The organism is Aeromonas sp. S11(2024), from assembly GCF_041402345.1.
In the GTDB taxonomy this organism is placed as follows: Bacteria; Pseudomonadota; Gammaproteobacteria; order Enterobacterales; family Aeromonadaceae; genus Aeromonas; species Aeromonas veronii.
In genome coordinates this window covers 1-26,457 of sequence record NZ_JBGLRC010000030.1, presented here as the reverse complement: position 1 = coordinate 26,457, position 26,457 = coordinate 1, and the positions used below count along the sequence as shown (strand labels likewise).

The window sequence follows — 26,457 nt, the reverse complement described above, 5'->3', positions numbered from 1 at the left end:
CCTCTTTATCTCTTCGCGGGCAATCGGCTCAGCCGTGCTTGATACGGGTCTCCCCCGCCACCGATACCACTGAGCGCTTGCCCTTGCGGCTAATCACCAACAGCGCCAGTACGATAAGGGCGATGCCGCTCCCCTCCACCGGCCCCGGGTTTTCCCCCAGCAGCCACCAGGAGAGCAGCACACCGGTCACCGGCACCGCCAGAGTACTGAGGCTGGCAATCCCCGCAGGCAGCTTTTTCAGCACAAACAGCCAGAGACTCCAGGCGATGGCGGTGGCGAAGATGGCGCTATAGGCCAGCGCCCCCATCACGTAGGGCTGCCAGTCGATGGGGCGCTCCGGCACCAGCGCCGCCACCAGCGCCATCACTATGGTGGCGTAGATCATCTGCCAGGTGGTGAGGGACATCAGATCCACCCCGGGATGGCGGGCATACATCCGCTTGGCGATGATGGCGCTGATCCCCCAGCAGATGCCGGAGGTAATCCCCAGCAGCGCACTCTTCATGGAATCCAGGTGCAGTTGCCAGGGCTCGATCACCAGCAGTAGGCCGCAGGCAGCCACCCCGACCGCCAGATAATGTAGCTTGCGCATCCGCTCGCCGAGAAAGAGCGCCGCGAAGATCACCACCCAGAACGGCATGGTGTAACTCAAAATGGCCACCTTGCCCGCCCCGCCGCTGATCAGCGCCCACTGGGCCAACCCCACCATGCCGCAGGTCTGGAACAGGGCGATGGCCAGGGTATAGCGAAACGGAGTGGGTTTGAGATAACGGCGGCCGCGCAGGGCCAATACCAGCAACAACACCAATGAACCGCACAGGCAGCGCAGGGCAGTGAACTCGAAGGCCCCCGCGTAGAGCATCACCTGCTTCATCACGATCCAGCTGTAACTCCAGATGGCGGTGAGCAGGACCAGTCCCCCCAGCGCCGCCATATTGATCTTTGTGCTCATTACTCTGCCTTTTTGGCGCCTGTGCGCCTGCATGCCGGGCTAACCAGCCCCGAAATGAACCATCTTACTCTTGTGGGGGCCGACAGCCCAAACCTACCCTCCCCCCCTGAAGAGCGGCGTTGGCGAAGAACCTTGCCAAGGTGGGCCTCGAACAACCAACACGCTATATACCTCCCTTATGTGACCCCTGGTAAAATCGATTGCCATCATTAAACGCAAATGCTAATGCTTCTCACCCCAAAATCCGTTCAAGGTTTTCACAAGATGTTTCGTCACCCCCTGGCAAAGTTGCTGCTGCTCGGTCAGCTCGCCCTGATGAGCTGGATGGCGCAGGCAAATCCCCCGGTTGAAGTAGAAGATGTGATGGGCCGCAAGGTCTCCCTCAGCCTGCCGGCCAGCCGTATCGTGCTCGGTTTCTATCCCGAGGATTATCTGGCCGTGGCCGGTGAAGGCGGCGCCGATCGGCTGGTGGGCATGTCCCGTGGCTGGTTCGTCAAGTCCCGCCCCGCCATCTGGTCGCTCTATGTGGCCAGCCTGCCGCAACTGGCCAAGGTGCCTGACCTTGGCAATGTGCAGGATCAGAGCTTCTCCATCGAGAAGACCCTGGCGGTCAAGCCCGATTTGCTGATCCTGGCGAAGTGGCAATATGAGGCCCTCGTCCCGGATCTGCCACGCTTCGAACAGGCCGGGATCCCGGTGGTGGTCATCGACTACAACGCCCAGACCCTGGAGCGCCACATGGCGAGCACCTTGCTGCTGGGCAAGGTGACAGGTCAGGAAGCTCGTGCCCAACAGATGGCCGACGAATACAAGGCCAAGATTGACATCATCACCTCCCGCGTTGCCAACGCGAAGCGCCAGCCCCCTCGGGTCTATATCGAGCTCGGGGACAAGGGACCTGCAGAATACAGCTACACCTATGGCAAGGACATGTGGGGCGCGATGGCTCTGCTGGCCGGGGGTGACAACGTCGCGGCTCCCTTCGTCGAGCGCTGGGGCCCCATCCATCCTGAGCAACTGCTGGCGAGCAAACCCGAGGTCATCCTGATGGCGGGCTACGAGAGCGTGAGCAGCGCAGAGGCGATGCAGGTCGGCCAGGATGTGTCGGCAGAGACAGTGCGCCAGCGTCTGCAAGGCTTTGCCGCCCGTCCGGGCTGGAGCGAGCTGCCCGCGGTGCAGCAGGGTCGCCTCTATGCGGTCTATCACGGCGCCACCCGCAGTATCATGGATGCTGCGCTCATCGAGTTCATGGCCAAGGCCCTCTACCCGGATCTGTTCCAGGATCTCGATCCCCTGGCCACCTATCAGGGCTTCTACCAGCGCTATCTGCCCATCCGTCCCCAAGGCACCTTTATGCTGGGCATCAAGCAGGGTGACGCAAACTGAATCCGGTCGTTCGGGCTTTGCCTGTCTAGGCAGAGCCCTCTTCATCCCTCTTTCACCCTTGTGGGCGCCTCTCATGGCGCCCGTTTCAGGATTGTCATCATGAATGATTTGGCTGCCCTGCAGCAGACCCTCGCCCGCCAGCGGCAACGGGAGCGCCGTCGCGGGCACTGGCTCCTGCTGCTCACCCTGGTGCTGTGCATTACCCTGGTGCTCGACATCGCCACCGGCCCCTCCCTGCTGCCCCTTGGCGAAGTGGTCGATGCCCTGCTCGCCCCCGCCCAGACCGATCCCATGACCCGCACCATAGTCCATGACATGCGCCTGCCCATCGCCCTGATGGCGCTGGTAGTCGGTGCGGCACTCGGCCTTGGCGGCGTCCAGATGCAGACCCTGCTGGATAACCCCCTCGCCAGCCCTTACACCCTGGGGCTCGCTGCCGCAGCGGGGCTCGGCGCCGCACTGGCGCTCTATACCGGCGGTCTCGGACTCCCTCCCCTGGTGGCCATTCCGGCCGGCGCCTTCATCCTCTGCATGTTTGCCGCGAGCCTTTTATTTGGCCTGGCCATGATGCGCCATGTCAGCAGCCAGACCCTGATCCTGGCGGGTATCGCCCTGCTGTTCCTGTTCCAGTCCCTGCTCTCCCTGCTGCAGTTTCTCTCCTCCCCCGAGCTCAACCAGCAGATCCTGTTCTGGCTGTTTGGCAGCCTGATGCGCACCACCTGGGACTCCCTGATCATCACGGCCGCAGTCACCCTGATCTGCACCCTGCTTATCTACCGGGATGCCTGGGCCCTCACCAGCCTGCGCCTCGGGGAGGCCCGCGCCCGCAGCCTCGGGGTCAACGTGGACAGGCTGCGCATGAAGACCCTAGTACTGGTCGCCCTGCTCACCGCCACCGCCACCAGTTTCGTCGGTGTCATCGGCTTCGTTGGCCTGGTGGCTCCCCATATCGCTCGCATGCTGGTGGGGGAAGATCAGCGCTTTCTGATCCCGCTCTCGGCCCTGTGCGGCGCCTGCATGCTCTCGGCGGCCTCGGTGCTCTCCAAGTCCATTATTCCGGGGGCCCTCTTTCCCATCGGCATCGTCACCGCTCTGATTGGCGTGCCCTTCTTCATCTGGTTGATCCTCGGCAGGGGGCGTAAACGTGCTTGAAATATCCCGACTCTCCCTCTCCCTCGGCCAGCAGACCCTGCTGCGAGAGCTCAACCTCACCCTGCATCCGGGTCAAGTCCACGTGATCATCGGCCCGAACGGGACCGGCAAGACCTCCTTGATGCGCACCCTGTTTGGTGAACTGACCCCGGATGGCGGCGATATCCGGCTGGGGGGCCAGAGTGCCCGCCAGATGACGCAGGCCAAGTGGCGCCAGCAGTTTGGCTACATGCCCCAGAACATCCAGCTGGAGCTGGACTTGAGCGTCATCGAAGTGGTGGTGCTGGGGCGCCTCGACAGCCTCTCCATGCGTCTGGCGGACGAGGACATCCTGGCGGCGGGTCGCGCCCTGCAGGCGCTCGGCATCGCCCATCTGGCTGATCGCCCCCTCTACTCCTTAAGCGGCGGCCAGCGGCAGATGGTACTGTTCGCCCAGGTGCTGCTGCGCGATCCCAGCATCATGATGCTGGACGAGCCAGTCAGCGCCCTGGATCTGCACCACCAGATGCAACTGATGGAGCACCTGTGTCAGCAGACCCGCGAGCAGCAGTGGATCACCCTGGTGGTGTTGCACGATCTCAACCTCGCTGCCCAGTTTGCCGATCAGCTGATCGTGCTGGCAGACGGCGATCTGCAGGCCTTCGGCCCCCCCGCCCGGGTGCTCGACGCGGCCCTCATCGAGCGCCTCTACCATGTGCCGGTGGAGATAAGCCACGATCAGCGCGGCATCCCCTTCCTCAGAACCGTGCGAAAGGCCTCATGACTGAGCGCAACACAACCCCGGCGGCCCCCTCCCGACATGCTAGTGGGTGGCGAAGATGAACAGCGCCTCTTACTGGCAGGACTGGCAGGGCATGAGCCCGGCAGCCCGCCTGCTTATCACCAACGGGCTGGCCTTCAACCTCGGCTTCTACATGATGATGCCCTTCCTCGCCCAGCACATGGGTAGCGGGCTGGGTCTGGCCGGTTGGGCATGTGGCCTGGTCATGGGGATGCGGGTCTTCAGCCAGCAGGGGCTCTTTCTCTTGGGAGGCACCCTTGGGGATCGCATCGGCTATCACCCCGCCATCGTCTGGGGTTGCCTGGTGCGATCCATAGGCTTCGTGTTGCTCGGCTGGGCCGAGTCCCTGCCCATCCTGCTGCTGGCCGCCGCCCTCACCGGCTTTGCGGGGGCGCTGTTCACCCCTTGCGCCCAGGCGTATCTTGCCAGCGAATGCCACAACCCGAGCCAGCGTCAGCGCGCCTTTGCCCTGCACAATCTCGCCAGCGAGGCGGGCATGCTGCTCGGGCCCCTGGTCGGACTGACACTGACCCAGCAGAGCTATACCCTGACCGGCTTGTTGGCGGCGAGTCTGTTCGCCCTGCTCGGCGTGCTGCAATACCGGGTGCTGCCCAAACGCCCGGTGAGCCACCAGAGTCCGCGTGGCGCCATTTTGCGCCAATGGAGAGAGATAATGCGCCAGCGCCCTTTTATCGTGTTTACCCTGCTGGCGGGCAGCTACCAGATCCTGTTCCACCAACTCTATCTCGCCCTGCCCGCTCATATCCAGAGCCTGCCGGACGCCACCCACCTGCTCGGCGGGGTCTTTACCCTCTCGGCGGTGATCGGCGTCCTGCTCCAGCTACCTGCCTCCCGTCTGGTAGAGAGTCGCCTGGGTGTGCCGCTCGCCATGGGGTTGGGTATCGGGATGATGGGCTTGAGCTACCTGGCTCTACCGCTGCTGGCACCTTGGCCGACGGCAGGCGTGTTGACGCAGGTGGCTCTGCTTTCCTTGGGTTCCATCCTCTGCTTCCCGCTCTTTGCCGCCCAACTGCCCCGCTACGCCCCTCCCGAGCAGCTCGGCAGCTACTACGGCTTTTATGCCAGCGCTGGCGGCTGCATGGCGCTCTTTGGCAACCTGCTCATCGGTTTTATGTTGGGGGATGCGGGCAGCCGCCCCGCCACAGTCATCTGGCTGCTGCTGGCGATGATTGGTTTGCTCGCCGGTATCGGCCTCTACAGGTTTCTGCCATCCACAAAACCCGGCTGCCACTCCAACTAGCCCCATTGCCACTCCCACAGAGCGGTTCATCTGGCCTGCAGAACACGTTCGACAGTGATGATCCGTCACCGCCATCCCAATAAAACTGAGTGTGGAGCCAAGGCTCCACACTCTATCAGGGGGCCGGATGCCCCTGCGGGTCAGTACGCATGATTACAGGCTGATCACGGTACCGGTCTTGCCAGCGATCCCCTCGGCTGCCTTTTCCAGCAGGGTGATCAGGGATTTTCGCCCCGGCAGGGAGGTGGCAAACGAGAGTGCCGCCTCCACCTTGGGCAGCATGGAGCCCTTGGCAAACTGCCCCTGGGCGATAAAGCTGTTGGCATCGGCCACGCTCAGCTGATCGAGCCACTGCACATCGGGCTTGCCGAAGTTGATGGCGACCTTCTCCACCGCGGTAAGGATGATCAACATGTCGGCGTCAATCAGTTCCGCCAGCTTGGCACTGGCCCAATCCTTGTCGATCACCGCGCTGGCACCGCGCAGGTGATTGCCCTCCCGCAGCACCGGAATGCCGCCGCCACCGACGGTGATCACCACCTGACCGGCGGCCAGCATGGCAGAGACAGTCTCTTTCTCGATGATGTCGACGGGTTTGGGGGATGCCACCACCCGGCGATAGCCGCGACCGGCGTCCTCTTTGAGTAGCTCGCCCTTGGCCATCAATGCCTCGGCCTCCTCCTTGCTGAAGAAACCGCCGATGGGCTTGCTCGGGTCAAGGAAGGCGGGATCGTTTTTATCCACCTCCACCTGGGTCACCAGGGTAGCAACCGGCTTGTGGATGCCGCGTTCCAGCAGGGCTTCGCGCAGGGCGTTTTGCAGGTCATAACCGATGTAACCCTGACTCAAGGCCACACAGACCGACATGGGCAGATGGGGGGACTTGGGCTCGTGGCGGGCCGCCACCTCGAACGCCTGCTGGATCATCCCCACCTGCGGCCCGTTGCCGTGGGTGACCACCACCTCGTGCCCTTGGGCGATCAGGTCGGCGATGGTGTGCGCCGTGCTCTGCACCGCCTTCATCTGCTCGGGCAGGTTGTTGCCCAGAGCGTTGCCCCCCAGGGCCAGTACGATTCTCTGTTTCATCTTGTTATCTCCAGTGATGGGACAAGCCGGCGCAATACCGGCCCACCTTTCGTTGTTCACATAACCTTGCTGCTCTGTCTGTTTCGAACGGATTGTCAGCCAGCAACCGCGGGGCAAGGCGAGTGCAGATCAGGCGCCAACGCCGGATCAAAGGGCGCTCTGGCCAGAAAGCGGCCATGCCCCCGTTGTCCGGTAAATTCGCCGTCGCAGGCCACGATCTCGCCGCGACTGAGGGTCATCCTGATCTGGCCGGGACAACGCATCCCCTCGTAGGGGCTGTAGTCACCGTTGTCGTGCAGGGCGGCGTGACGGATCAGGGTCTCGCCACGGGGATCCATCAGTACCAGATCGGCGTCGGCCCCCGGCTGCAAGTTGCCCTTGCACGGCCAGAGACCGAACAACTTGGCCGAATTGGCGCTGGTGAGGGCCACGAACCGCGATGGCGAGATGCGCCCGCCCAACACCCCGTGGGCAAACAGCAGCAGCATCCGGTTTTCGACCCCGGGCAAGCCGTTGGGACAGCGGCTGAAATCGCCGTCCGAGAGGGTCATGCGCTGGGCGTGGGAGAAGTTGCAGTGATCGGTCGCCACCGTGTCGATGTCACCAGCAGCGATACCGACCCACAGCTTGTCCTGCTCGCGGCGCGAGCGCAGCGGCGGGCTGAGCAGATAGTCGACCCCGTTCTCCCGGTAGTAACAGGAATCATCCAAAAGCAGATATTGCGGGCAGGTCTCTACCCAGACCGGCTGACCCTGACGGCGCGCCAGTTTCAGATACTCCAGCCCCAAGCCGTTGGAGAGGTGGACGATATAGAGCGGCGCATTGCCCGCCAGCCCCGCCAGATTGATCATCCGGGCGATCGCCTCCGCCTCGCACTCCAGCGGACGGCTCTGCGGGTGATACCAGGGTTCATGGTGACCGGCGGCCAGCAGGGCCGCCCGGCGCGCCGCGATGGCGGCATCGTTCTCGGGATGGACGGTGGCGAGCGCCCCCACCTCCTTGAGGCGGGCCAGGGCGCGCAGCACGTCGTGATCCCCCAGCTTGTACTGGTAGGTGAGATAGAGCTTGAAGCTGCTGATCCCCTCCTCCTGCACCATGGCGGCCATCTCATTAAGGATGGCGTCATCCACATGCTGGATCACGCCGTGAAAGCTGTAGTCGATCACCGCCTGATCGGCGGCGTAGTCGTGATAGCGGGCCAGCTGGTGATGCAGATTGCACCCCGCCGGGCCAAATCCCATGTGGTCGATGATGGTGGTGGTGCCACCACAGGCGGCGGCACGGGTACCGCTGAAAAAGTCATCGCAACTGCGGGCAATCCCGACATCGATGTTGAAGTGGGTGTGGACATCGATGCCACCCGGCATCACATAGCAGCCGCTGGCATCGATCACCTCGGTTTCGCCATCGGGCTGGATATCGGCGGCACGGGCGCGGATCACCCCGTTTTCGATCAACAGATCCTGACGATATTCACCCTGCGCATCGACCAGCACGCCGTTCTTGATCAGCCGTTTCATCCCCACCACCTCGAATGCTTTTTGCCTTCAAACAGCAAGGCCCCGCCTCAATGGAGACGGGGCACTTTCAACAGCTGGGCGGCGATGGCAGTCACCACCCGGCAGACCCCTTACTTGTCCAGCTCGGCCAGATAGAGCATGGGGATCACGGCGTACATGGCGGCGCACTTAACCAGATGCTCTTTCCAGGTCTTCTCGTTCGGCGCGTGGGCTTCCGGCTCTTTACCCGGGCCAAAACCGATGACCGGAATACCGTGACGACCCATGATGGAGACCCCGTTGGTAGAGAAGGTCCACTTGTCTACCACCGGCTCCTTGTTGAACAGCTCGCGATAAGCCTTGGAGAGGGTTTTGACGGTGATGTGATCCTCTTCCACCTTCCAGGTCGGGAAGTAGCACTCGGTCGGGTAGACCAGACCGGTGTAGGCCGGACGGTCGTACTGATACATGGAGACCTCGGCACCGGCGGCTTGCACCGCAGGCAGGGCGCGGATCTCATCGAGCGCCCCTTGCCAGGTCTCGCCCCAGGTCAGACGACGGTCGATGGAGACGGCGCAGCTGTCCGCCACGGCACAGCGACTCGGCGAAGTGAAGAAGATCTCTGAGACGGTCAGGGTGCCCTTGCCGAGGAAGTCTTCATGACCGAGGTTGTGGCTGAGCTCCTTCAATTCGCCAAGGATGGGGCCCATCTTGAAGATGGCGTTGTCACCGCGCTCCGGTGCGGAGCCGTGGCAGCTGACCCCCTGCACCTCGACGCGGATCTCCATGCGGCCGCGCTGGCCACGGTAGATCTGGCAGTCGGTGGGCTCGGTACTGACCACGAACTCGGGGCGGATCTTGCTCTGCTCGATGATGTACTGCCAGCAAAGACCGTCGCAGTCCTCCTCCTGTACGGTACCGGTCACCAGCAGGGTGTACTGATCTTCCAACCCCAGATCCTTGATGATCTTGCCCGCATAGACCATGGAGGCCATGCCGCCTTCTTGGTCAGATGCACCACGACCACCGATGATCTCGTGATCTTCCATCCCCTCATAGGGGTCGAACTTCCAGTTGGCCATGTTGCCGACGCCCACGGTATCGATGTGGGCATCCATGGCGATCAGGTGCGGGCCGTGGCCGATATAGCCCAGCACGTTGCCCATGGGGTCGATCTCGACCTTGTCAAAGCCAACCTTCTCCATCTCCTGCTTGATGCGCAGCACGACGCGCTCTTCATCGCAGCTCTCGCTCGGGATGGCGATCATGTCGCGCAGGAACTGACTCATCTCGGCCTTGTACTGGTAGGCCTTCTCCAACACCATTTCAAACGGAATTTGCTTGCTCATTGTGATCCTCCATAACAACTGAGAGTGCGCGGCCTGTTCGTCGGCAGCGCCCTGTGCCCGTTACCGCACCCCATTTGCGAGGCGCGATCAATGCTTCAATTCGTGTCTCTGCTCTGGCGGGAGAGTTAGTCGCAGGCAGGATGCTTGCCTTCCCACACCACTTCCCGGTAGTGCTTCACATCGGTGTCCCCTTCGGTGTTGATGATCAGCACGACCGAGTTGCTATCCAGCCCGAGGCGCGCCATCAGCGCCGCGCGATCCGGGTGGTGACGCACCGCCGCCAACACGCCGGTGCCGACCGAGCCGGATTCGCCGGAGATGATGCGGGGGTCATTACCAAGGGGGTTGCCCAGCACCCGCATGCCCAGCGCCGACACCTTGTCGTGGCAGGAGATAAACTGGGTGGTGCAGCTTCTAAGCAATGGCCAACCGAGGGGGGTGGGTTCGCCACAGGCGAGACCGGCCATGATGGTGCGCATGTCGCCCCCCACGTTGACCATCTCCCCCGCCACGCCGGATCGATAGATGCAGTCGGCCTGATCCGGCTCGACCACGATACTGTGCAGGTTTTTCGCCCCGAAGCAGTCCACCAGATAACCGAGCACCCCGCCCGCCAGCGCCCCGACCCCGGCCTGCAGCAGCACGTGGGTCGGCTGCTTGATGCCCATATCCTGCATCTGCTCGACCGCTTCGTCGGCCAGAGTGGAGTAACCCTGCATGATCCAGGTCGGGATCTTGGTGTACCCCTCCCAGGCGGTGTCCTGCACTATGTGCCAGCCGCGCTCTTCGGCCATCTTCATGGTGAGACGCACGGTGTCATCGTAGTTCATGTCGGTGACGATGCACTCGGCACCGAGGTTGAGGATGTGGTCCACCCGCTCCTGGGCCGAGCCCTTGGGCATGTAGACCACCGCATGCTGACCCACCTGTTTGGCGGCCCAGGCAACGCCACGACCGTGGTTGCCATCTGTGGTGGTGGCGAAAGTCATCGGCTCCTTGATGGTGCGTTTGATGAGATCGAAGGAGAAATCCTCGATGGCCACCCCGTACTTTTCACAGAGCAGGTTGGCGATGGCATAAACGCCACCCAGCATCTTGAAGGCGTTGAGGCCAAAGCGCTTTGACTCGTCCTTGACCAATATATTTTTCACCCCGATATAGGCGGCCAGATCTTTCAGGTCGCACAATGGGGTCGGCTCATAACCGGCCAGTTTTTTATGAAAAGCGCGAGCCTTTTGTGCTTCGGCGCGAGAAAACAGCGGAGATAGCTCGGCGGTAAAAAAGCGGTTATCGGCAATATCCATCTTCAAAGAAAATTGGGACATGCTTACCTCACTAGGCGTTACCTGACAAAGAGCTGCCTCGCCGGGAGATCCGTTATTCAGATGCCACGGGGAGAAAACTCGAAATAATGAATTCGACAGCGTGGGCAGGATGAATATTCACCCTGCCCTGCCGTTATTTATTTCACCCGCTTTTGCGCTTCTTTAATCAGATTTTCCAGGGTTTCTGCCGGGGCGGAGAATTTACGGGCCATGATCATGGCGGCGATAATATAGGGCTTCCAGCTCGCCTCTTTGTAAGTGGCGATACGGTATTTCTCGAATACCCCTTCGGTTACTTCGCCCTCTTTGCAGGAAACGCCGGAAATATCGGCCGGCAGGCAGTGCATATAGAGCGCTTCGCCCCCCTTGGTGAGCTTCATCATCTCCTCGGTGCAGTGCCAATCCTTGTGCTTGGCGTTCTGCTCAAGGCAATGTTTCTCCAGATCTTTCAGGCCGGCGTGGTCATTGGCACGCAGCAACTCAGTGCGCTGCTCCATCACCTTGTAGGGGGCCCAGGACTTGGGATAGACGATATCGGCATCCTTGAACGCCTCTTCCATGGAGGTGACCTGACGGAAGCTGCCGCCAGATGCCTTGGCATTCTCTTTGGCTACTTCGATCACGTCCGGGATCAGGTCATACCCTTCCGGATGGGCCAGGGTCACGTCCATACCGAAACGGGTCATCAAGCCGATGATGCCCTGCGGCACGGAGAGCGGCTTGCCGTAGCTCGGGGAGTAAGCCCAGGTCATGGCAATCTTCTTGCCCTTGAGGCTATCCAGGCTGCCGAAGTGCTCCTGCAACCAGGCGAGATCAGCCATGGACTGGGTCGGGTGATCAATGTCGCACTGCAGGTTGACCAGCGCCGGACGCTGGGGCAGCACTCCCTTCTCGAACCCTTCATCCAGTGCGGCGCCCACTTCGCGCATATAGGCGTTACCGGCACCGAGGAACATGTCGTCACGGATCCCGATGGCATCGGCGCAGAAGGAAATCATATTGGCGGTTTCACGGACGGTTTCGCCATGGGCGATCTGGGATTTGCCCTCGTCCAGATCCTGCTGGGCCAGACCGAGCAGGTTCAGCGCAGAGGCGTAAGAGAAGCGGGTTCGGGTGGAGTTATCGCGGAAAACCGAGATACCGAGCCCGCTGTTAAACAGTTTGGTGCAGATATTTTCGGCGCGCAGGGTCTTGAGGGATTCGGCCAGTTTCAATACCAGCTCCAGCTCCTGAGGGGTTTGCTCCCAGGTCAGCAGAAAATCTTTTTCATGCAGGTTGGATTTGAGTGCTCTGATCTCTTTGATTAATTCGTTAACTGCTTTCATCGTTCGCCCCAATCATTGGATGAGATATGGATAGCTCCCCTTTCACTCACGATGTCACCAGCATCCCGGTTGTGGGTGAGCGCGTCGGTTAGCGTCGATATGAGGCAATCAATAACCATGCCAAACCAATAAAATGCAGGAAGATATTAATAAATGACGAAAGTGTGTGATACCACCCACAAAATCAGTGGCTATTTCAGCGGTTTATTCCATAAAAGGATGGATAGGGTGGCCAAGCGATAAAATAGCCGGGTGATAATAATCAGAGGCGATGTCTCGGCATCGGTGAGAATTATCATCAAAGGTCAGTTTCAGGGGCTGAAATGATATCAGCGGGGCTGTCGTTATCATTATGATAATGCCCGCAACACCTTTTCTCTTGGAATGATCTCTCCAGCGTTGACACTGCTGCTATCTCGCCTCCCCTGCGCTCCCCGCCCGAATCACCTCTCACCATATCTTCCGGCCACATCGCTGGGCACGGTTGGCCCAAGGTGCTAACGTGAATACGCCAGCTGCGCATCTGTCTCGGATGCTCAGGAGAGGCCGACGTTCACTGCCGCAACTGCGCGGATGAACCTGCATGACTTAATCTTTGAGGGATTATCTATGTCCAGGAATGCTGCACTGCTCATCACCCTGACCCTGCTTGGGATCGCCCCTGCCCACGCCATCAGTGCCAAATATGCCGAGCAACTGGAGCGATCCGGCTGCACCCAGGTCACCGAGGCGCAGGGCTGTGACATTCACAAAACCAAAGCGGAAAATGCCAAGGCGGGATTTGGCGCGGCCGCCCCGGCCGCGGAGGGCGGTCTGGATCTGAGCTATGAGCAGAAGCTGGAGCGCTCGGGCTGCACTCAGGTGAGCGAGCTCAATGGCTGCGATATCAACAAAACCAAGGCTGAGAACGCAGCCGCCGGTGTTGGCAATGCTCCGGCCGCGGCAACCAGCAGCAGCCCCTATGCGGGCAACTGGATCGCCACCTTCCCCCAAACCGGCGCAACCGTGGCCAATATCCGCATCGATGGCAAGGATCAGGTGTGGGTCAACGACAAGAAGGTCAATGCCAAGAAATCTGATGGCGCGCTGGTGTTCAAGGATGGCATGGTCATCTACACCATTCAGGGGGATCGCCGCATCAAGGGTGAAGATGGCTGGGTCGATAATGATGCCGGCACCAAGGGGCCCATCAACGCCAAGTAAACAGCTGACCACGAAATGACGGGGAGCGCGGACTCCCCGTTTCACCCCTGATTGCCCATCGCGTCCAATGACCAGCTCCGCCAATGAGGGGCCAGAATCAATACCTCCTGCTCCAGCCAAGTCCCGTCTGTGATCAGTTTATCGAGCCAGGGAACGCCTACCGGCGTGCCATGACCATCAACCTGATCAGCCTGCGTCGTCACACGCCAGGGCACCTTGCCACTGTCCGTCGCAAAGGTGCGCACCGGACGGGCATAGTGCTCCAGATAAGGCCGCAGCTCACAGGGAAGCCAGAGCATGGCAGGACGCTGTAGCTCACGCGCCAGCTCGATGGCAATATCGATACCCCGTTGATCGAGATCGCCAAAATGGGCCCACTGCACGCCCGCAGGCAGCAGCGGGATCAGCTGTTTGGCCAGGGTGGTATTGCGACCGGGAGCAAAGAGCAGCAGTTGCCCGGGTTGCAACGGGTAGTCGACAAAAGCCCCCTTGTTCTCCACCGTAATGACCCGCTCCCCCTGCCAGCCGATGGCCGCCAGCGTGCCCAGAGTCCGCTCCGGCAACGCCAACTCCCCCAGCAGTGCCATCATTGCCGTCATATCGTGCTGCTGACCCTGCCGATCGACCAGCGAGAGCGGTTCGAGGGTGCGGATGCGGATCACCTCATCCTGCGTGAGCGACAATTCCGCAAGCTGTGGCGCGGCAAGGGATGCTGACCGCGAATGCTTGCTGTCCCCATGCCAGAGGGCATAAAAGCAGGCCTGATTGAGTCGTGCAGGTAAACTCACTCCCATTCGTTGCAACTGCTCACGCTTGTCCGGTTCAGGGGGAACTACCTGCGCCAGCTGTCTGATCAGATAAGCCCGTCCCGCCTCGGTTAATACATGACGAGCGCTTCGCCCAAAAGGTCTTAACCCACAATTCGTCTGCAACAACTCTTTCAACTTGCGGCCATGCCGACTCTCAAGGGAGCACCCCTTCTCGTTCTGGCTATCGAGCAACCGTGCACACAAATCCTGTATCCGCACCTCATCAAACAGCGACATCCTTACCTCTCCATGTGGCTTCATATGACGAAGTAGAGGTGATTTTCCCTGTCATTACCGTGACCGGCTTCGCAAGCGGTTCTTATCAGCCCCGCCATGCATGGCCCGTTACTGGTAAACCCGCCACAAAGGGAGCAAGCTGGTTTGATATAGAGATACGCTGCGCTCTTCGCGGCACGACAACGCGATACCCGCTTCCACAAGGGCTTGCCATGACCGACGCCACAGACCCATCGCCATCCTCTTCCTGGCATCTTTCGGATATCCGCGAACTGGCGCACCTGCTGACTCTGGCGCTGCCCGCCGCGGTAGAGATCACCGAAGCAGTGCATCAGGCGGTACTGAGCGGTATGGGGCTCAAGGGACGGGATGAGGGAAAGACAGCCGGGATAACCGGGCTGGTCTACAAGGGGGTACATGGTGCCGCCAACACCCTGGGCAGCGGTATCAACCATCTGCTCAGCCGCCTGCCAGCCACTCCGCCGCCCCACCAGATCCCCGAAACCCCGAAACGTGCAGCCCTGATCGCCACGCTCAACGGCGTATTGGGGGACAAGCTGGTCGAGCACCACAATGCTCTCGCCACCCCCATGACCCTGCGCTATCAGGGCCAGCTCCTCGATTGGCAGGCGATGCCAAAGGATCTACCCCGCGAGGGACGGGTGCTGCTGATGATCCATGGCCTCTGCATGAACGATCTGCAGTGGCAGACCGAGCATCAAGGCAAGCCGGTCAATCACGGGGAGCAACTTGCCAACGCGCTTGGCTATCAGCCTCTTTACCTGCGCTACAACTCGGGCCTGCCCATTGCACAAAACGGACAGACGCTGGCCCTGCTGCTGGAGCAGTTGCTCGCCCACTGGCCGGGAGAGCTCAAAGAGATAACGATAATGGGCTACAGCATGGGGGGACTGGTTGCCCGCAGCGCCTGCCACCATGCCGGCGTGGCCGGGCTCACCTGGCCTGCGCACCTTGCCAACCTGATATTTCTCGGCACACCACACCACGGCGCGCCGCTCGAACATGCCGGTCACTGGCTGGAACAGTTGCTGCCCGCTACCGCCTACAGCGAACCCTTCGTCAGGCTGGCACAGCTGCGCAGTGCTGGCATCAAGGATCTGCGCCATGGCAAGGTGATCGATGAAGTGGCCCAACCCGACCCCGCCGCGCCCTTGCGCGATCCCCGCGTCCCACTCCCCTTGCCCTTCAGCGTCAACTGTTATGCCATCGCCGCGACCACTGCCGCCAAGCGCAGCCTGCTGGCCGACCGGCTGATTGGCGATGGACTGGTGCCCCTTCGTAGCGCCCTCGGTCAGCACAACGAAGCGCGCCATCAGCTGGCCTTTCTGCCCGCCCATACCCTGATTATCTATCGCACCAGTCATATGGCCCTGCTCTCCAACCCGCAGGTTGGCCAGCAACTGCTGCGCTGGCTCAGCCCCTTGCAGTTATAGCGAGCTGGCTATTAAAGCAACAGAGTGCTGGTTCACAAAGGAGCCCTGTGGCACTCTGGGACGTCAAAGGAATGAATCGTCCCCAGTTCCCTAGACACCTCACAGCCTTAAAATGAGGCTCCTATTGGCTGTCTCTTGATCACTGAGGTGTCCTGGCAAGATCGGACAGTCCCGGATCAAGCAGCCTGAGCAGTTCTCCAATACCTCTTGTTAAACTCCGCCGGGCTGACATTGCCAAGTCGTGAATGCCGACGCTGGCGGTTGTAAAAAATCTCTATGTATTCCTGAATCGCTGCCTTGGCCTCCGCTCTCGTCTTGAATCTATGGTGGTGAACCAGTTCATTTTTAAGAGACCCCCAGAAGCTTTCTATCGGGGCATTGTCGAAGCAGTTCCCCTTGCGTGACATGGAGGTCTGCATGCCAAATTGTACCTGGAGAGCCCGATAAGCCTTGGCACAGTACTGACTGCCCCGGTCTGTGTGATGAATAAGCCCAACGGGTGGCCTCTTCTGCTGCACAGCCCGAAACAGCGCCTGACTGACCAACCCGGTGGTCATTCGCTCTCCCATCGCATAACCCACTATCTCACAGGTAAACACATCCTTGAGACCAGCCAGATAAAGCCAGCCTTCGTCGGTGGCGATATAGGTGATATCACCGGTCCAGACTTCGTTGGGCTTCGTCGGCGCAAAGACCTGACCAAGGAGATTCTCCGCCACAGGCAGGGAATGAGCAGAATGGGTTGTCGCCTTGAATTTGCGCTTTTGTTTGCAAGACAACCCCATTTCACGGCGCAATCGCCCAATCCGGTCCCGTCCGGCGTAAAATCCTTCGGCGGCCAACTCAGCTTGTAAACGCGCTGCGCCATAGGTCTGGCGCGTCTTGCTGTGAGCAGCCCGAATGGCGAGCTTGAGTCGTTCATCTTCTTGTTGGCGCTGTGACGGTGGACGCTGGCGCCAGTGGTAGAAGCCCGCACGAGAGACCTCCAGCACACGACAGATAACGGAAATGGGATAGAGATCCTGCTGGTTGGCTATCCACGCGTACTTGGCAGTGACTCCTGAGCAAAGTACGCGGCGGCCTAATGGGATGGTCTGCTCCATCCACCCCGCTATGCTGGAGCCAGCATCAAGGAGGCTCAACCATGAAGCAAGCGCAGATTTACATTTACGGGATCGATTTAGGCAAAAATTGGTTTCACCTGGTGGCGATGGATCGCATGGGGCATGTATTGGCCAAGCAAAAGCTCACTCGTTCACAACTGAAACAGTTCATTAGCACGACCCCACCCTGTCGGGTCGCCTTCGAGGCATGTCCTGGTTCGCAATACTGGGGTCGCCTGTTTCAACAGGCGGGGTTCGAACCCAAGATTATCCCTGCCCAATTTGTGAAGCCCTACCTCAAATCAAACAAGAATGACTTCAATGATGCTACCGCCATTGCCGAGGCTGGTAGCAGAGGCACCATGCGCTGTGTCCCGTTGAAATCTCATGAGCAACTGGCATTGCAGGCGACTCATCGCGTCCGTCAGCGTTTCATCGTCGAACGTACCGCCACTGTCAATCAGATGCGAGCGTTGCTGCTGGAATGTGGGCTCACCGTGCCAGTCGGCAGAAAAGTCTTCGAGCGCGCCCTACCGGCGATCCTTGAAGATGCCGAGAATGGCTTGCCTGACTTTATCCGTGCCCTGGTATTACGCCTGAGAGAACGGTGGCAACAGCTGGATATTCAGATTGATGACATGAGTCTCATGCTCGGACAAACCTCAAGCGCATCAGGTTTGTGCCAAAAAATCAGTGCCGTCCCCGGCATTGGACCGATTGTCTCAACCGCGTTGATTGCCGCGATTGGCAATGGCTCACAATTCAAGAAAGCCCGCGACCTGTCAGCCTGGTTGGGGCTGGTCCCCAGGCAATATTCAACGGGCGGCAAATCTTCGCTCGGCGGGACCAGTAAGCGTGGCAATAGCTATTTAAGGCAAATAGTTATTCAGGGCGCCAAAGCGCTGAAAATTCACATGAAGCGTGACAAATCATCGTTAGGCGAATGGGTCGCCAGGCTAGAGGTCGGCCATCACCACCATATGGTACTTATCGCCTTGGCCAACAAGATAATGCGAATTTGCTGGAAAGTGCTGACATCCGGCAGGGATTACCAACCGTATCCCAACACAAGTTCAGCCGTTTAACTGATAGAACTCATACCCGGTTTTACGAGCCAAAAACAGATGACAGAAGCGTTCACCCCACGACGTTGCAGCCTGGCTAAAAAAGCAGTCTCTCATGACTGGTAGCTTTATTAGGACGACGACATGCGGATCTCATCAAGGCCAGAGCCGGAAAACGGCTCACAGACAGGCCGGATACATTGACGCAAACGACTTCTGGAAATCAGTTCAAGCTTGCAGATAAGGAGCAGACCATACATTTTTTATGATGTCGCGCTCCATGTTGGCTTGTGCGAGAGCGTTGCGTAGCCGGGCCACTTCAGCCTCCAGCTCGGCGACAGAACGCGCTCCGGGAATGACCGGTGTATCCTTTCCTCCTTTGGCTGCGACCACCCAGTTGCTGACAATGTGGACAACCATTGCATGCCGGTAACTGACTATTGAGCGAGGTAATGGTGTGGGGTGCAGTGAGCTCCTGCTGAGCAACACGGCGCTGGCGCAGGGTTAACTGGGGAAAGAGGGACAACAGGTGTTGAAAGGCTGGGGTATCCATGATGGTAGACCTAATGGTGATGGCCTACTTCAAGATTAGCCTTTCAACACGTAATAGGGACAGAGCCAATAAAAAGGGCCCGCAGGCCCTTAAAAAATAACGATATTATCCACCAAACAGATGGTGGCTGACGATGAACAGGCCACCGGAGAGCAGCATGGTCAACGGCAGGGTCAACACCCAGGCCATCAGGATGGTCTTGATGGTCTGGCTCTGCAGGCCGGATTTGTTGGCTACCATGGTACCCGCCACCGCAGAAGAGAGGATGTGGGTGGTGGACACCGGCATACCGGTCAGACTGGCAACCCCGATGGAGGTAGCAGCAGTGATCTGGGCCGCAATGCCCTGGCTGTAGGTCATGCCGGTGGTGCCGATCTTCTCGCCCACGGTATGGACGATACGACGCCAGCCCACCATGGTGCCGCAACCGAGCGCCAGCGCGATGGAGACGATCACCCAGGTCGGTGCGTATTCAGCGGTCGCGGTCAGATCCTTGCGCCATTTGGCCAGATCGGTCAGCTCCTTGGCTGGCAGCGGCAGCTTGGCAGCCTTGCGGGCGGTGTCATCGATACAGAGCAGCAGACGACGCACTTCGCGGCGGTCAGTCAGGCTCATCTGATCATAAGTACGCACGGCACCCAGACGGGCATCCAGGGTGGCCATCGCCTGCAGCACGCCATCGGCGGAGCAGTGGGTCATCAGCTCTTCCTGAGCCGTTGCCGGTGCAGAGAAGTTGATGACACCAGAGAGGGCGGACTGGTTGCGCTGGTAGATCTCCATGATGCGCTGGTTGGCATCCTGGGTCCGGTCCAGATCATAGGCGCGGCTGTTCATGTCCAGTGCGAAATAGGCAGGCGCCATACAGATCAGCACCAGCATCACCAGACCGATGCCCTTCTGGCCATCGTTGGAGCCGTGTACGAAGCTGACGCCCATGGCCGAGGCCACCAGGGTTAGACGCGCCCAGAATGGCGGGTGCTTCTTGCCATCCACCAGCTGACGCTCTTCCGGTGTTTTGTGGATCTTGTTGCTGGTCCAGATGCGCTTCATCGCCAGCAGCAGCAGCGCCGCGATGATGAAGCCGATGGTGGGAGAGATGATGAGGGAAAGCATGATGTCGATCGCTTTGCCCACGTTGATCCCTTCTGTCACCGGTTTATGGGTGATCCAGGCATAGGCGCCGCCTACCCCCAAAATGGAACCGATCAAGGTATGTGAACTGGAAGCCGGGATCCCGAAGAACCAGGTGCCCAGGTTCCACACGATGGCAGAAAACAGCAAGGAGAAGACCATGATCAACCCTTGGGTGGAGTCCATCCCAAGCAGCAGGTCGATGGGCAGCAGATGGACAATGGCATAGGCCACACCCAGACCGCCGAACATGACGCCAAAAAAGTTGAAGATCCCCGATGCAACGACCGCCAGGTGAGCTGGCATCGCCTTGGTATAGATAACCGTTGCTACCGCGTTGGCGGTATCGTGAAAGCCGTTGATAAATTCATAGGCAAGCACAAAAAAAACGGCCAATACCAAACCGATTGACCACCACAAACCCAAACCACTAAACATTTCAAACATAAAAAAAAAGCCTGTTTATGAGTTGCGGCGGATTATGCCAGATGGCGGCCAACACCATAGCCACCATTGAAATATTTCAGCCATAAAAAAAAAGAGCTTTTTGGAAAAAAATATCCTAGAGCCAGTCCTCATGCGGCTTGCCATCGATTAATTAAAGCCGCTAATGATTGCGGGAAAGGGCAAAAATAGCTGACAATTAAGCCAATAATTTCATTTTTATGACGTTTTTATGACAGAAAAACGGGCGAAAGTGGTGATAAAATGTCCCTGCCCCACCAATCTCATCCGACCAGCACCATCAACCCCATATCCGTTTGATTCCAGATGCAAAAAGGGAGCACCTTGTGCTCCCTTGAATCGTTGCCGTGTTGCCAGTTATCAGTCCTGATTGATGCGACTGGCAACGGCGCCCTGCTGGCTCTTGTACTTGGCATTTTCCCGCTTGTTGTAGGGACGGGCCGCGACGCCGGAGAGCATCTCGAAGTTCAAGGCGCCGATCTTCATCTTCGGGCGCAGTGCCAGCGGCAGTTTGCCGCCGTTGTAGAACTCCAGCACGATGCGACCGGACCAACCCGGATCGATCCGGTGCGCCGTCACGTGCACCATCAGACCCAGGCGCGCCAATGAAGAGCGGCCATCCAGCCAGCCGACGATATCGGCAGGCAGGGTGACGGATTCGTAGGTCACCGCCAGCGCCAGCTGACCCGGGTGCAGGTAGAAGGCTTCGCCATCGGGGATGTGGATCTCGTCACTCATCACCCGATCGATGGCATCGGCCATCTCGCTGCTCGGGCCGCTCAGGTCGATATAGGGCGCGGTATGATCGCGAAACACCCGAAACTCGTTACCTAGCAGCACATCGACACTGACACCACTGATCCGCTCTACCCCGGGCCGTGGCTCAATGACGATCTTGCCTTCATCCAGATGGCGTTCAATATCGGTATCACACAGACGCATTGGGCGACTCTCCTGACAAATTGTGCTTTTAAAAAAGCCGGGCATCACCCGGCTTGTTTCATCTTAACCAATCAACATGTGGCGGATACGCGCCTTGAGCATGTCGATGGCGATGCGGTTCTTGCCACCACGGGGCACGATCACATCGGCATACTGTTTGGACGGCTCGATAAACTGCAGGAACATCGGACGCACTGTCTTCTGGTACTGCTTGAGCACGGAGTCCATGGTACGGCCACGCTCCTGCACATCACGCACCAGACGGCGCAACAGGCAGATGTCGAGCGGGGTATCCATAAAGATGGAGGCGTCCATCAGATCCCGCAGACGGCTGTCGGTCAGCAGCAGGATCCCTTCCAGAATGATCACCCGGCGCGGCGCAAACGGGGTCACTTCGCTCATCCGGGTGTGTTCGGTGTAGGAGTACTGGGGAATGGCAACTGCGTCACCTTTGACCAGCTGGCTCAGGTGCTGTACCAGCAAGTCGTGATCCAGCGCGTTAGGGTGGTCATAGTTGGTCTTGACCCGCTCTTCCATGGTCAGGTGGGTCTGATCACGGTAGTAGCAATCTTCGGTGATCACACCAATCTGACCTGCGCCCAGTTCGGCCACCAGCTCTTCATAAATGGTCTGGGCTATAAGACTTTTGCCAGACGCAGATGCGCCCGCAATACCGATGATCACACACGAATGTTGAGTATCAGACATGACAAATACCTAAAAGAGAAGAGCAGTGGGGATGGTTTAAACCGATCCATTATATAAAAAAGGGTGGGTCATGCCCACCCTCAATTCCCTTTCAAGTGACCGACCGCCGATTATTCATCCAGCGCCATGGCATAGAGGGGGGTCGCAATCGGTTTTGCGCTGAAAAAGAGTTCAGCCCCTACCCTGCGCGCCAGCTTCAAATAGGCCTGAGCCAGGCTTCCTTCCGGTGCGCCGAACACCGTCGGACAGCCATCATCCATGTGTTGGCGGATATCGATGTGCAGCGGTAATTGACCAAGCAGTGCCACTTGATACTGCTCTGCCATCTTCTGGCCGCCACCGGTACCAAACAGCGGCTCATGGTGACCACAGGCGCTGCAGACGTGGTAGCTCATGTTCTCGATGATGCCGAGCACCGGCACATTGACCTTGTTGAACATGGCGATCCCCTTGCGGGCATCGGCCAGCGCCACATCTTGCGGGGTTGTGACGATCACCGCCGCCGACGTCGGCACCTGTTGGGCCATGGTGAGCTGGATATCGCCAGTGCCCGGCGGCATGTCTACCACCAGATAATCCACCTCGCCCCAGCGGGTCTCATGGAGGATCTGCGCCAGCGCCTTGCTCGCCATTGGGCCACGCCAGATGGTGGCATCCTGCTCGGAGACCAGATAGCCGATGCTGTTGCTCTTGAGGCCGCAGGCCATCACCGGCTCCATCAGCTTGCCGTCATGGCTGACCGGGCGCTCCTTGAGGGTGCCCATCATGGTGGGAATGGAAGGGCCATAGATATCGGCATCGAGAATAGCGACCCGCGCACCCTCTTTTTGCAGCGCCAGCGCCAAGTTGACCGCAGTGGTAGATTTGCCCACCCCCCCCTTGCCGGAAGCAACCACGATGATGTTGCGAATGCCCTGCACGGCATTGAGGCCCTGCGCCCGCGGCATGCTGGCGACGTCAATCTCCAGTGCCCAGTCGATGCGGGCGGCGCCGGTGGCGCTGCGCAGCCTGGCATCGTAGTTCTCTTTGAGCTGATCGAGCAGCGAGAGACCGGCAAACGGCAAGACCAGCCGGATAGTGAGCCCCTGACCCTGATTGATGATCTCGCGAACGAATCCGGCATCCACCAGATCCTTGTGCCAGCCAGCTGGCTTAAATTCGGCGAGGATCTGTTTTACTGAATCAATCACCATTAACTCCTCATTATCTTGTCATTATCTTGAGGTGAACGGTTACCGCACACAAATCAGTGGCTTGCCTGCCATCGTAACAGCAGGTGCTGCCAAGGTTGGCATAGCCACAACCCTAGGCAGGCTACCCCCAATTCGGGTAACATGCACGGCACTCTATCATCCCAACAAGCACATCAAGAACGTAATATGGCAACTGATCCTCGTAAAATGCTGGTAACCTGCGCCCTCCCCTATGCCAATGGCTCCATCCATCTTGGCCACATGCTGGAACATATCCAGGCCGATATCTGGGTTCGTTATCAGCGAATGCGCGGTCATCAGGTGCACTTCATCTGTGCCGATGATGCCCACGGCACCCCGATCATGCTCAAGGCACAGCAGATGGGGATCACTCCGAAAGAGATGATTGCCGCTGTCTCCAAGGAGCACCAGGCCGATTTCGCCGGGTTCAACATCAGCTTTGACAACTATCACTCTACCCACAGCGACGAGAACCGCGAGCTGGCGGAGTTGATCTATGGCCGCCTGAAAAATGGTGGTTTTATCAAGAGCCGCACTATCTCCCAGCTGTTCGATCCGGAAAAATCCATGTTCCTGCCGGATCGTTTCGTCAAGGGTACCTGCCCCAAGTGCAAGTCCCCGGAGCAGTATGGCGACAACTGTGACAGCTGCGGCGCCACCTACAGCCCGACCGAGCTTATCGATCCGAAATCTGCCGTCTCCGGCGCCACTCCGGTCATGAAGGACTCCGAGCACTTCTTCTTCGACCTGCCGCAGTTTGAAAAATGGCTCTCTGAGTGGGTACGCGGCTCCGGCGCCATTCAGGAAGAGATGGCCAACAAGATGCAGGAGTGGTTCGAAAGCGGCCTGCAGCAGTGGGACATCACTCGTGACGCCCCCTACTTCGGTTTCGAAATCCCCGGCGCCCCGGGCAAGTACTTCTACGTCTGGCTGGATGCGCCCATCGGTTACATGGCTTCCTTCAAGAACCTATGCAACAAGCGTGGCGACATCGACTTTGACAGCTACTGGAAAGCGGACTCCGACGCCGAGCTCTACCACTTCATCGGCAAGGACATCGCCTACTTCCACTGCCTGTTCTGGCCGTCCATGCTGGAAGGTGCCAACTTCCGCAAGCCGACCAAGGTCAACGTACACGGTTATGTGACCGTCAACGGCGCCAAGATGTCCAAGTCCAAGGGCACCTTCATCAAGGCATCTACCTACCTGAACCACCTGGATCCGGAGTGCCTGCGTTACTACTACGCAGCCAAGCTCAACAGCCGCATCGACGATCTGGACTTGAACCTCGAAGATTTCGTGCAGCGCGTCAACGCTGACGTGGTCAACAAGCTGGTTAACCTCGCCTCCCGCAACGCCGGCTTTATCGCCAAGCGTTTTGGCGGCAAGCTGGCGGCAACCTGCGCCGAACCCGAGCTCTACGCCGAATTCGCCAATGCCCGTACCGCCATTGCCGAAGCGTATGAGAGCCGCGAGTTCAGCCGCGCCATCCGTGAAATCATGGCGTTGGCCGACAAGGCCAACCGCTACGTGGATGACAAGGCTCCCTGGGTCATCGCCAAGCAGGAAGGCGCTGACGCCGAGCTGCAAGCGGTCTGCTCCGTCGGTATCAACCTGTTCCGCGTACTGATGGCCTACCTCAAGCCCGTCATGCCGCTCTTGGCCGAGCGTGCCGAAGCCTTCCTGGCCGAAACCCTCAGCTGGGATGGCATCGAGATGCCGCTGGTCGATCACACCGTTGCACCGTTCAAGGCCCTCTTCTCCCGCATCGAGCCTGCGAAGATTGAAGCCATGATCGAGGCATCCAAGGAAGACCTGGCCAAAGAGCAGGCACCGAAAGTGAGCGGCCCGCTGGCTGATGACCCCATCAGCGAAACCATCACCTATGACGACTTTGCCAAGATTGACCTGCGCGTAGCGCTGATCAAGAAGGCCGAAGCGGTACCGGAAGCCGAGAAGCTGCTCAAGCTGCAACTGGATATCGGCGGTGAAACCCGTCAGGTGTTTGCCGGTATCAAGTCCGCCTACAACCCGGAAGATCTGGAAGGCAAGCTGACCGTGATGGTGGCCAACCTGGCTCCGCGCAAGATGCGTTTCGGCATGTCCGAAGGGATGGTGCTGGCCGCAGGCCCGGGCGGCAAGGATCTCTGGATCCTGGAACCACAGGAAGGCGCCCAGCCAGGGATGCGCGTCAAGTAAGCACATCGCTGACTGCGATCACAGCCAGATAGAGAAGAGAGGCCAAACGGCCTAATGCCAGTCAGTTAAGCCTGACTGGCATTGTTTTTATTGGCTTTTGGCACCTGTCCCGTCCTGAATATGGTTTACACCTTTCCCCCCAATAAATGGAGAATCCGATGGGACAAGGTGTGAAACGGACACAGCGCGATTACTCGCTGACTTTTAAATTGGCACTAGGGTGTGTTCTCAAAATGCTGGTTTTCTGTCCACCAATAGCTCCCGTAAGTAACGAAGGCAGAAAGCCAGCTTGATAAAAGCAGCAAAACTTCCCGCCAGCTTTTCATATCTCGTTGAGAATCGGCGAAACTTCTTCAGCCATCCGAAGCACCGCTCGACCACATTTCGCCTGCGATAACGAGCTTTGTCTAATACCAGAGGACGTCCCTTATGGTGCCGCTGCTGGTCGCTGCGCTGCGGGATGACTGCTTTTATCCTTCTGCGCCGGAGTTCGGCCCGCAAAGCCCTGCTGCTATAGGCCTTATCTGCGGCAAGATGCGCTGGACGCGTGCGATAACAGCCTGATGAGGTCGGTATCCTTGCCATGGCCAGCGCACTTGTCGCATATCTGATTTCCGCTGATTGCCCCGGTGAAAGGCAGAACCCCAGCGGTAAACCATTACCATCAGTGACCAAGTCAATTTTGCTGCCAAAACCTCCACGCGAGCGACCAAGCGCTTGATTCACAAGAGTGTTTTTTTACGCGCTCCGGCAGCATCTTTGGATGCCCTGACATTGGAACCGTCAATGCACCACAGGTCGAAGTCGATAAGCCCTTCTTCATTGAGATGTAGTTGCAGCGCTTCAAGGATGGCATCGATGTGACCTGTACTCTGCCAACGTCGAAAGGTGTTGTAGACCGAACTCCATGGGCCGAAACGTTCTGGCAGATCTCGCCAAGGCGCACCGGTGTGGAGTATCCAGAGAATGCCATCGAGCACTTGGCGTGGCTCGCGAGTAGGACGTCCGCTTATGCGGTGGTATGGAAAAAGGGGCTCGATAAGTCCCCATTGTGCATCGGTCAACTGGTAACGACGGGACACTGCATAGGTCTTAAGCTGTTGAGAAGATGTGAGATTATATCTTAATCACTTTAAGAACACAGCCTAGTCGAGCAGATTGAAAAAGGCGAGCTCACCTACAAACAGGCTCAGGTGCGTTATGGCATTCAGGGCCGCTCCACCGTTCTGGTATGGTTGCGTAAACATGGTCGGCAAGAT

At 59.0% G+C, this 26,457-nt stretch carries 20 protein-coding genes and 3 pseudogenes; 8 read left to right on the top strand and 15 right to left on the bottom strand.

The genetic code is table 11. The annotated features are described in order from the left end of the window. Nucleotides 1-28: 28 nt before the first annotated feature. Nucleotides 29-952, bottom strand: a complete 924-nt coding sequence (locus ACB040_RS18145; protein WP_279485583.1) for a DMT family transporter — start codon at nucleotides 950-952, stop codon at nucleotides 29-31. A gap of 264 nt (nucleotides 953-1,216) precedes the next feature. On the opposite strand from ACB040_RS18145, the gene ACB040_RS18140 reads away from it, so the two are divergent. The 4 genes from ACB040_RS18140 to ACB040_RS18125 all read left to right on the top strand — a co-directional run bounded on the left by ACB040_RS18140 (nucleotide 1,217) and on the right by ACB040_RS18125 (nucleotide 5,532). Continuing rightward, a complete protein-coding gene (locus tag ACB040_RS18140) occupies nucleotides 1,217-2,338 on the top strand; it encodes an ABC transporter substrate-binding protein (RefSeq protein WP_371155907.1) in 1,122 nt (373 codons plus the stop codon). 99 nt (nucleotides 2,339-2,437) lie between these two features. Further along, complete coding sequence (locus tag ACB040_RS18135; RefSeq protein WP_279462652.1) at nucleotides 2,438-3,490, top strand: iron ABC transporter permease; 1,053 nt, start codon at nucleotides 2,438-2,440, stop codon at nucleotides 3,488-3,490. After that, the gene (locus ACB040_RS18130) at nucleotides 3,483-4,253 is read left to right on the top strand and encodes an ABC transporter ATP-binding protein (RefSeq protein ID WP_144713340.1); all 771 of its coding nucleotides are present in this window, start codon (nucleotides 3,483-3,485) and stop codon (nucleotides 4,251-4,253) included. Before ACB040_RS18135 ends, ACB040_RS18130 begins: the two co-directional genes overlap by 8 nt. Nucleotides 4,254-4,308: 55 nt before the next feature. Further along, nucleotides 4,309-5,532, top strand: a complete 1,224-nt coding sequence (locus ACB040_RS18125; RefSeq protein ID WP_279462650.1) for an MFS transporter — start codon at nucleotides 4,309-4,311, stop codon at nucleotides 5,530-5,532. Between the two features lie 153 nt (nucleotides 5,533-5,685). Here ACB040_RS18125 and arcC read toward each other — a convergent pair whose 3' ends face one another. From arcC to ygeW, 5 genes are all read right to left on the bottom strand, one after another. Next, nucleotides 5,686-6,618: a carbamate kinase gene (gene arcC, locus ACB040_RS18120; protein WP_371155910.1), complete on the bottom strand. Its 933-nt coding sequence runs from the start codon at nucleotides 6,616-6,618 to the stop codon at nucleotides 5,686-5,688. Nucleotides 6,619-6,713: 95 nt separating this feature from the next. Further along, nucleotides 6,714-8,138 (bottom strand): dihydropyrimidinase, encoded by a 1,425-nt coding sequence (gene hydA, locus ACB040_RS18115; protein WP_371155912.1) that lies wholly within the window; start codon nucleotides 8,136-8,138, stop codon nucleotides 6,714-6,716. A 110-nt stretch (nucleotides 8,139-8,248) separates the two neighbouring features. Continuing rightward, nucleotides 8,249-9,466 carry a YgeY family selenium metabolism-linked hydrolase gene (locus ACB040_RS18110; protein ID WP_371155914.1) on the bottom strand — a complete coding sequence of 406 codons (1,218 nt, stop codon included), beginning with the start codon at nucleotides 9,464-9,466 and terminating at the stop codon, nucleotides 8,249-8,251. Nucleotides 9,467-9,591: 125 nt separating this feature from the next. Then, on the bottom strand, nucleotides 9,592-10,791 hold the full coding sequence (gene dpaL, locus ACB040_RS18105; protein WP_371155916.1) for a diaminopropionate ammonia-lyase: 1,200 nt from the start codon (nucleotides 10,789-10,791) through the stop codon (nucleotides 9,592-9,594). 137 nt (nucleotides 10,792-10,928) lie between these two features. Further along, nucleotides 10,929-12,116 carry a knotted carbamoyltransferase YgeW gene (ygeW, locus tag ACB040_RS18100; protein ID WP_231720826.1) on the bottom strand — a complete coding sequence of 396 codons (1,188 nt, stop codon included), beginning with the start codon at nucleotides 12,114-12,116 and terminating at the stop codon, nucleotides 10,929-10,931. Between the two features lie 609 nt (nucleotides 12,117-12,725). Between ygeW and ACB040_RS18095 the strand changes: the two genes are divergently transcribed. Beyond that, nucleotides 12,726-13,319, top strand: a complete 594-nt coding sequence (locus ACB040_RS18095) for a hypothetical protein (protein ID WP_371155919.1) — start codon at nucleotides 12,726-12,728, stop codon at nucleotides 13,317-13,319. Nucleotides 13,320-13,360: 41 nt separating this feature from the next. Here ACB040_RS18095 and ACB040_RS18090 read toward each other — a convergent pair whose 3' ends face one another. Then, on the bottom strand, nucleotides 13,361-14,365 hold the full coding sequence (locus ACB040_RS18090; protein ID WP_371155921.1) for a Wadjet anti-phage system protein JetD domain-containing protein: 1,005 nt from the start codon (nucleotides 14,363-14,365) through the stop codon (nucleotides 13,361-13,363). Between the two features lie 212 nt (nucleotides 14,366-14,577). On the opposite strand from ACB040_RS18090, the gene ACB040_RS18085 reads away from it, so the two are divergent. Then, the gene (locus ACB040_RS18085; RefSeq protein WP_371155923.1) at nucleotides 14,578-15,819 is read left to right on the top strand and encodes an esterase/lipase family protein; all 1,242 of its coding nucleotides are present in this window, start codon (nucleotides 14,578-14,580) and stop codon (nucleotides 15,817-15,819) included. Between the two features lie 176 nt (nucleotides 15,820-15,995). Here ACB040_RS18085 and ACB040_RS18080 read toward each other — a convergent pair. Beyond that, nucleotides 15,996-16,901, bottom strand: a pseudogene (locus tag ACB040_RS18080) (IS3-like element ISAeme20 family transposase); the annotation flags it as partial. A 62-nt stretch (nucleotides 16,902-16,963) separates the two neighbouring features. Between ACB040_RS18080 and ACB040_RS18075 the strand changes: the two are divergent. Further along, nucleotides 16,964-18,007: an IS110 family transposase gene (locus tag ACB040_RS18075; protein WP_338774882.1), complete on the top strand. Its 1,044-nt coding sequence runs from the start codon at nucleotides 16,964-16,966 to the stop codon at nucleotides 18,005-18,007. Nucleotides 18,008-18,247: 240 nt separating this feature from the next. Here ACB040_RS18075 and ACB040_RS18070 read toward each other — a convergent pair. From ACB040_RS18070 to apbC, 6 genes and pseudogenes are all read right to left on the bottom strand, one after another. Further along, nucleotides 18,248-18,391, bottom strand: a pseudogene (locus ACB040_RS18070) (IS3 family transposase); the annotation flags it as partial. Beyond that, nucleotides 18,387-18,539: pseudogene (locus ACB040_RS18065) on the bottom strand (IS1595 family transposase); the annotation flags it as partial. The pseudogenes ACB040_RS18070 and ACB040_RS18065, both read right to left, overlap by 5 nt. Before the next feature lie 105 nt (nucleotides 18,540-18,644). Continuing rightward, complete coding sequence (locus ACB040_RS18060) at nucleotides 18,645-20,117, bottom strand: inorganic phosphate transporter (protein WP_047439689.1); 1,473 nt, start codon at nucleotides 20,115-20,117, stop codon at nucleotides 18,645-18,647. Between the two features lie 378 nt (nucleotides 20,118-20,495). Continuing rightward, nucleotides 20,496-21,077, bottom strand: a complete 582-nt coding sequence (dcd, locus tag ACB040_RS18055; RefSeq protein ID WP_005336719.1) for a dCTP deaminase — start codon at nucleotides 21,075-21,077, stop codon at nucleotides 20,496-20,498. Nucleotides 21,078-21,140: 63 nt separating this feature from the next. Then, a complete protein-coding gene (gene udk / locus ACB040_RS18050; RefSeq protein WP_005345570.1) occupies nucleotides 21,141-21,785 on the bottom strand; it encodes a uridine kinase in 645 nt (214 codons plus the stop codon). 110 nt (nucleotides 21,786-21,895) lie between these two features. Then, on the bottom strand, nucleotides 21,896-22,978 hold the full coding sequence (gene apbC / locus ACB040_RS18045; protein WP_005345574.1) for an iron-sulfur cluster carrier protein ApbC: 1,083 nt from the start codon (nucleotides 22,976-22,978) through the stop codon (nucleotides 21,896-21,898). 186 nt (nucleotides 22,979-23,164) lie between these two features. Between apbC and metG the strand changes: the two genes are divergently transcribed. Next, nucleotides 23,165-25,198, top strand: a complete 2,034-nt coding sequence (metG, locus tag ACB040_RS18040; protein WP_371155927.1) for a methionine--tRNA ligase — start codon at nucleotides 23,165-23,167, stop codon at nucleotides 25,196-25,198. A gap of 228 nt (nucleotides 25,199-25,426) precedes the next feature. On the opposite strand, the gene ACB040_RS18035 is transcribed toward metG, so the two are convergent. Beyond that, a protein-coding gene (locus tag ACB040_RS18035; RefSeq protein ID WP_338774880.1) for an IS5-like element ISAs34 family transposase occupies nucleotides 25,427-26,280 on the bottom strand; the annotation gives its coding sequence in 2 pieces (ribosomal slippage) (nucleotides 25,427-25,938 and nucleotides 25,938-26,280; 855 coding nt in all). Between the last annotated feature and the right edge of the window lie 177 nt (nucleotides 26,281-26,457).

What these genes read in the sequence shown, in the direction of transcription:
- ACB040_RS18125 (WP_279462650.1), top strand. Translation starts at nt 4,309, where the DNA reads ATGAACAGCGCCTCTTACTGGCAGGACTGGCAGGGCATGAGCCCGGCA.
- ACB040_RS18145 (WP_279485583.1), bottom strand. Translation starts at nt 952, where the DNA reads ATGAGCACAAAGATCAATATGGCGGCGCTGGGGGGACTGGTCCTGCTC.
- ygeW (WP_231720826.1), bottom strand. Translation starts at nt 12,116, where the DNA reads ATGAAAGCAGTTAACGAATTAATCAAAGAGATCAGAGCACTCAAATCC.
- ACB040_RS18090 (WP_371155921.1), bottom strand. Translation starts at nt 14,365, where the DNA reads ATGTCGCTGTTTGATGAGGTGCGGATACAGGATTTGTGTGCACGGTTG.
- ACB040_RS18075 (WP_338774882.1), top strand. Translation starts at nt 16,964, where the DNA reads ATGAAGCAAGCGCAGATTTACATTTACGGGATCGATTTAGGCAAAAAT.
- ACB040_RS18135 (WP_279462652.1), top strand. Translation starts at nt 2,438, where the DNA reads ATGAATGATTTGGCTGCCCTGCAGCAGACCCTCGCCCGCCAGCGGCAA.
- dcd (WP_005336719.1), bottom strand. Translation starts at nt 21,077, where the DNA reads ATGCGTCTGTGTGATACCGATATTGAACGCCATCTGGATGAAGGCAAG.
- ACB040_RS18110 (WP_371155914.1), bottom strand. Translation starts at nt 9,466, where the DNA reads ATGAGCAAGCAAATTCCGTTTGAAATGGTGTTGGAGAAGGCCTACCAG.
- ACB040_RS18140 (WP_371155907.1), top strand. Translation starts at nt 1,217, where the DNA reads ATGTTTCGTCACCCCCTGGCAAAGTTGCTGCTGCTCGGTCAGCTCGCC.
- apbC (WP_005345574.1), bottom strand. Translation starts at nt 22,978, where the DNA reads ATGGTGATTGATTCAGTAAAACAGATCCTCGCCGAATTTAAGCCAGCT.
- ACB040_RS18085 (WP_371155923.1), top strand. Translation starts at nt 14,578, where the DNA reads ATGACCGACGCCACAGACCCATCGCCATCCTCTTCCTGGCATCTTTCG.
- dpaL (WP_371155916.1), bottom strand. Translation starts at nt 10,791, where the DNA reads ATGTCCCAATTTTCTTTGAAGATGGATATTGCCGATAACCGCTTTTTT.
- udk (WP_005345570.1), bottom strand. Translation starts at nt 21,785, where the DNA reads ATGTCTGATACTCAACATTCGTGTGTGATCATCGGTATTGCGGGCGCA.
- hydA (WP_371155912.1), bottom strand. Translation starts at nt 8,138, where the DNA reads ATGAAACGGCTGATCAAGAACGGCGTGCTGGTCGATGCGCAGGGTGAA.
- ACB040_RS18095 (WP_371155919.1), top strand. Translation starts at nt 12,726, where the DNA reads ATGTCCAGGAATGCTGCACTGCTCATCACCCTGACCCTGCTTGGGATC.
- arcC (WP_371155910.1), bottom strand. Translation starts at nt 6,618, where the DNA reads ATGAAACAGAGAATCGTACTGGCCCTGGGGGGCAACGCTCTGGGCAAC.
- ACB040_RS18060 (WP_047439689.1), bottom strand. Translation starts at nt 20,117, where the DNA reads ATGTTTGAAATGTTTAGTGGTTTGGGTTTGTGGTGGTCAATCGGTTTG.
- metG (WP_371155927.1), top strand. Translation starts at nt 23,165, where the DNA reads ATGGCAACTGATCCTCGTAAAATGCTGGTAACCTGCGCCCTCCCCTAT.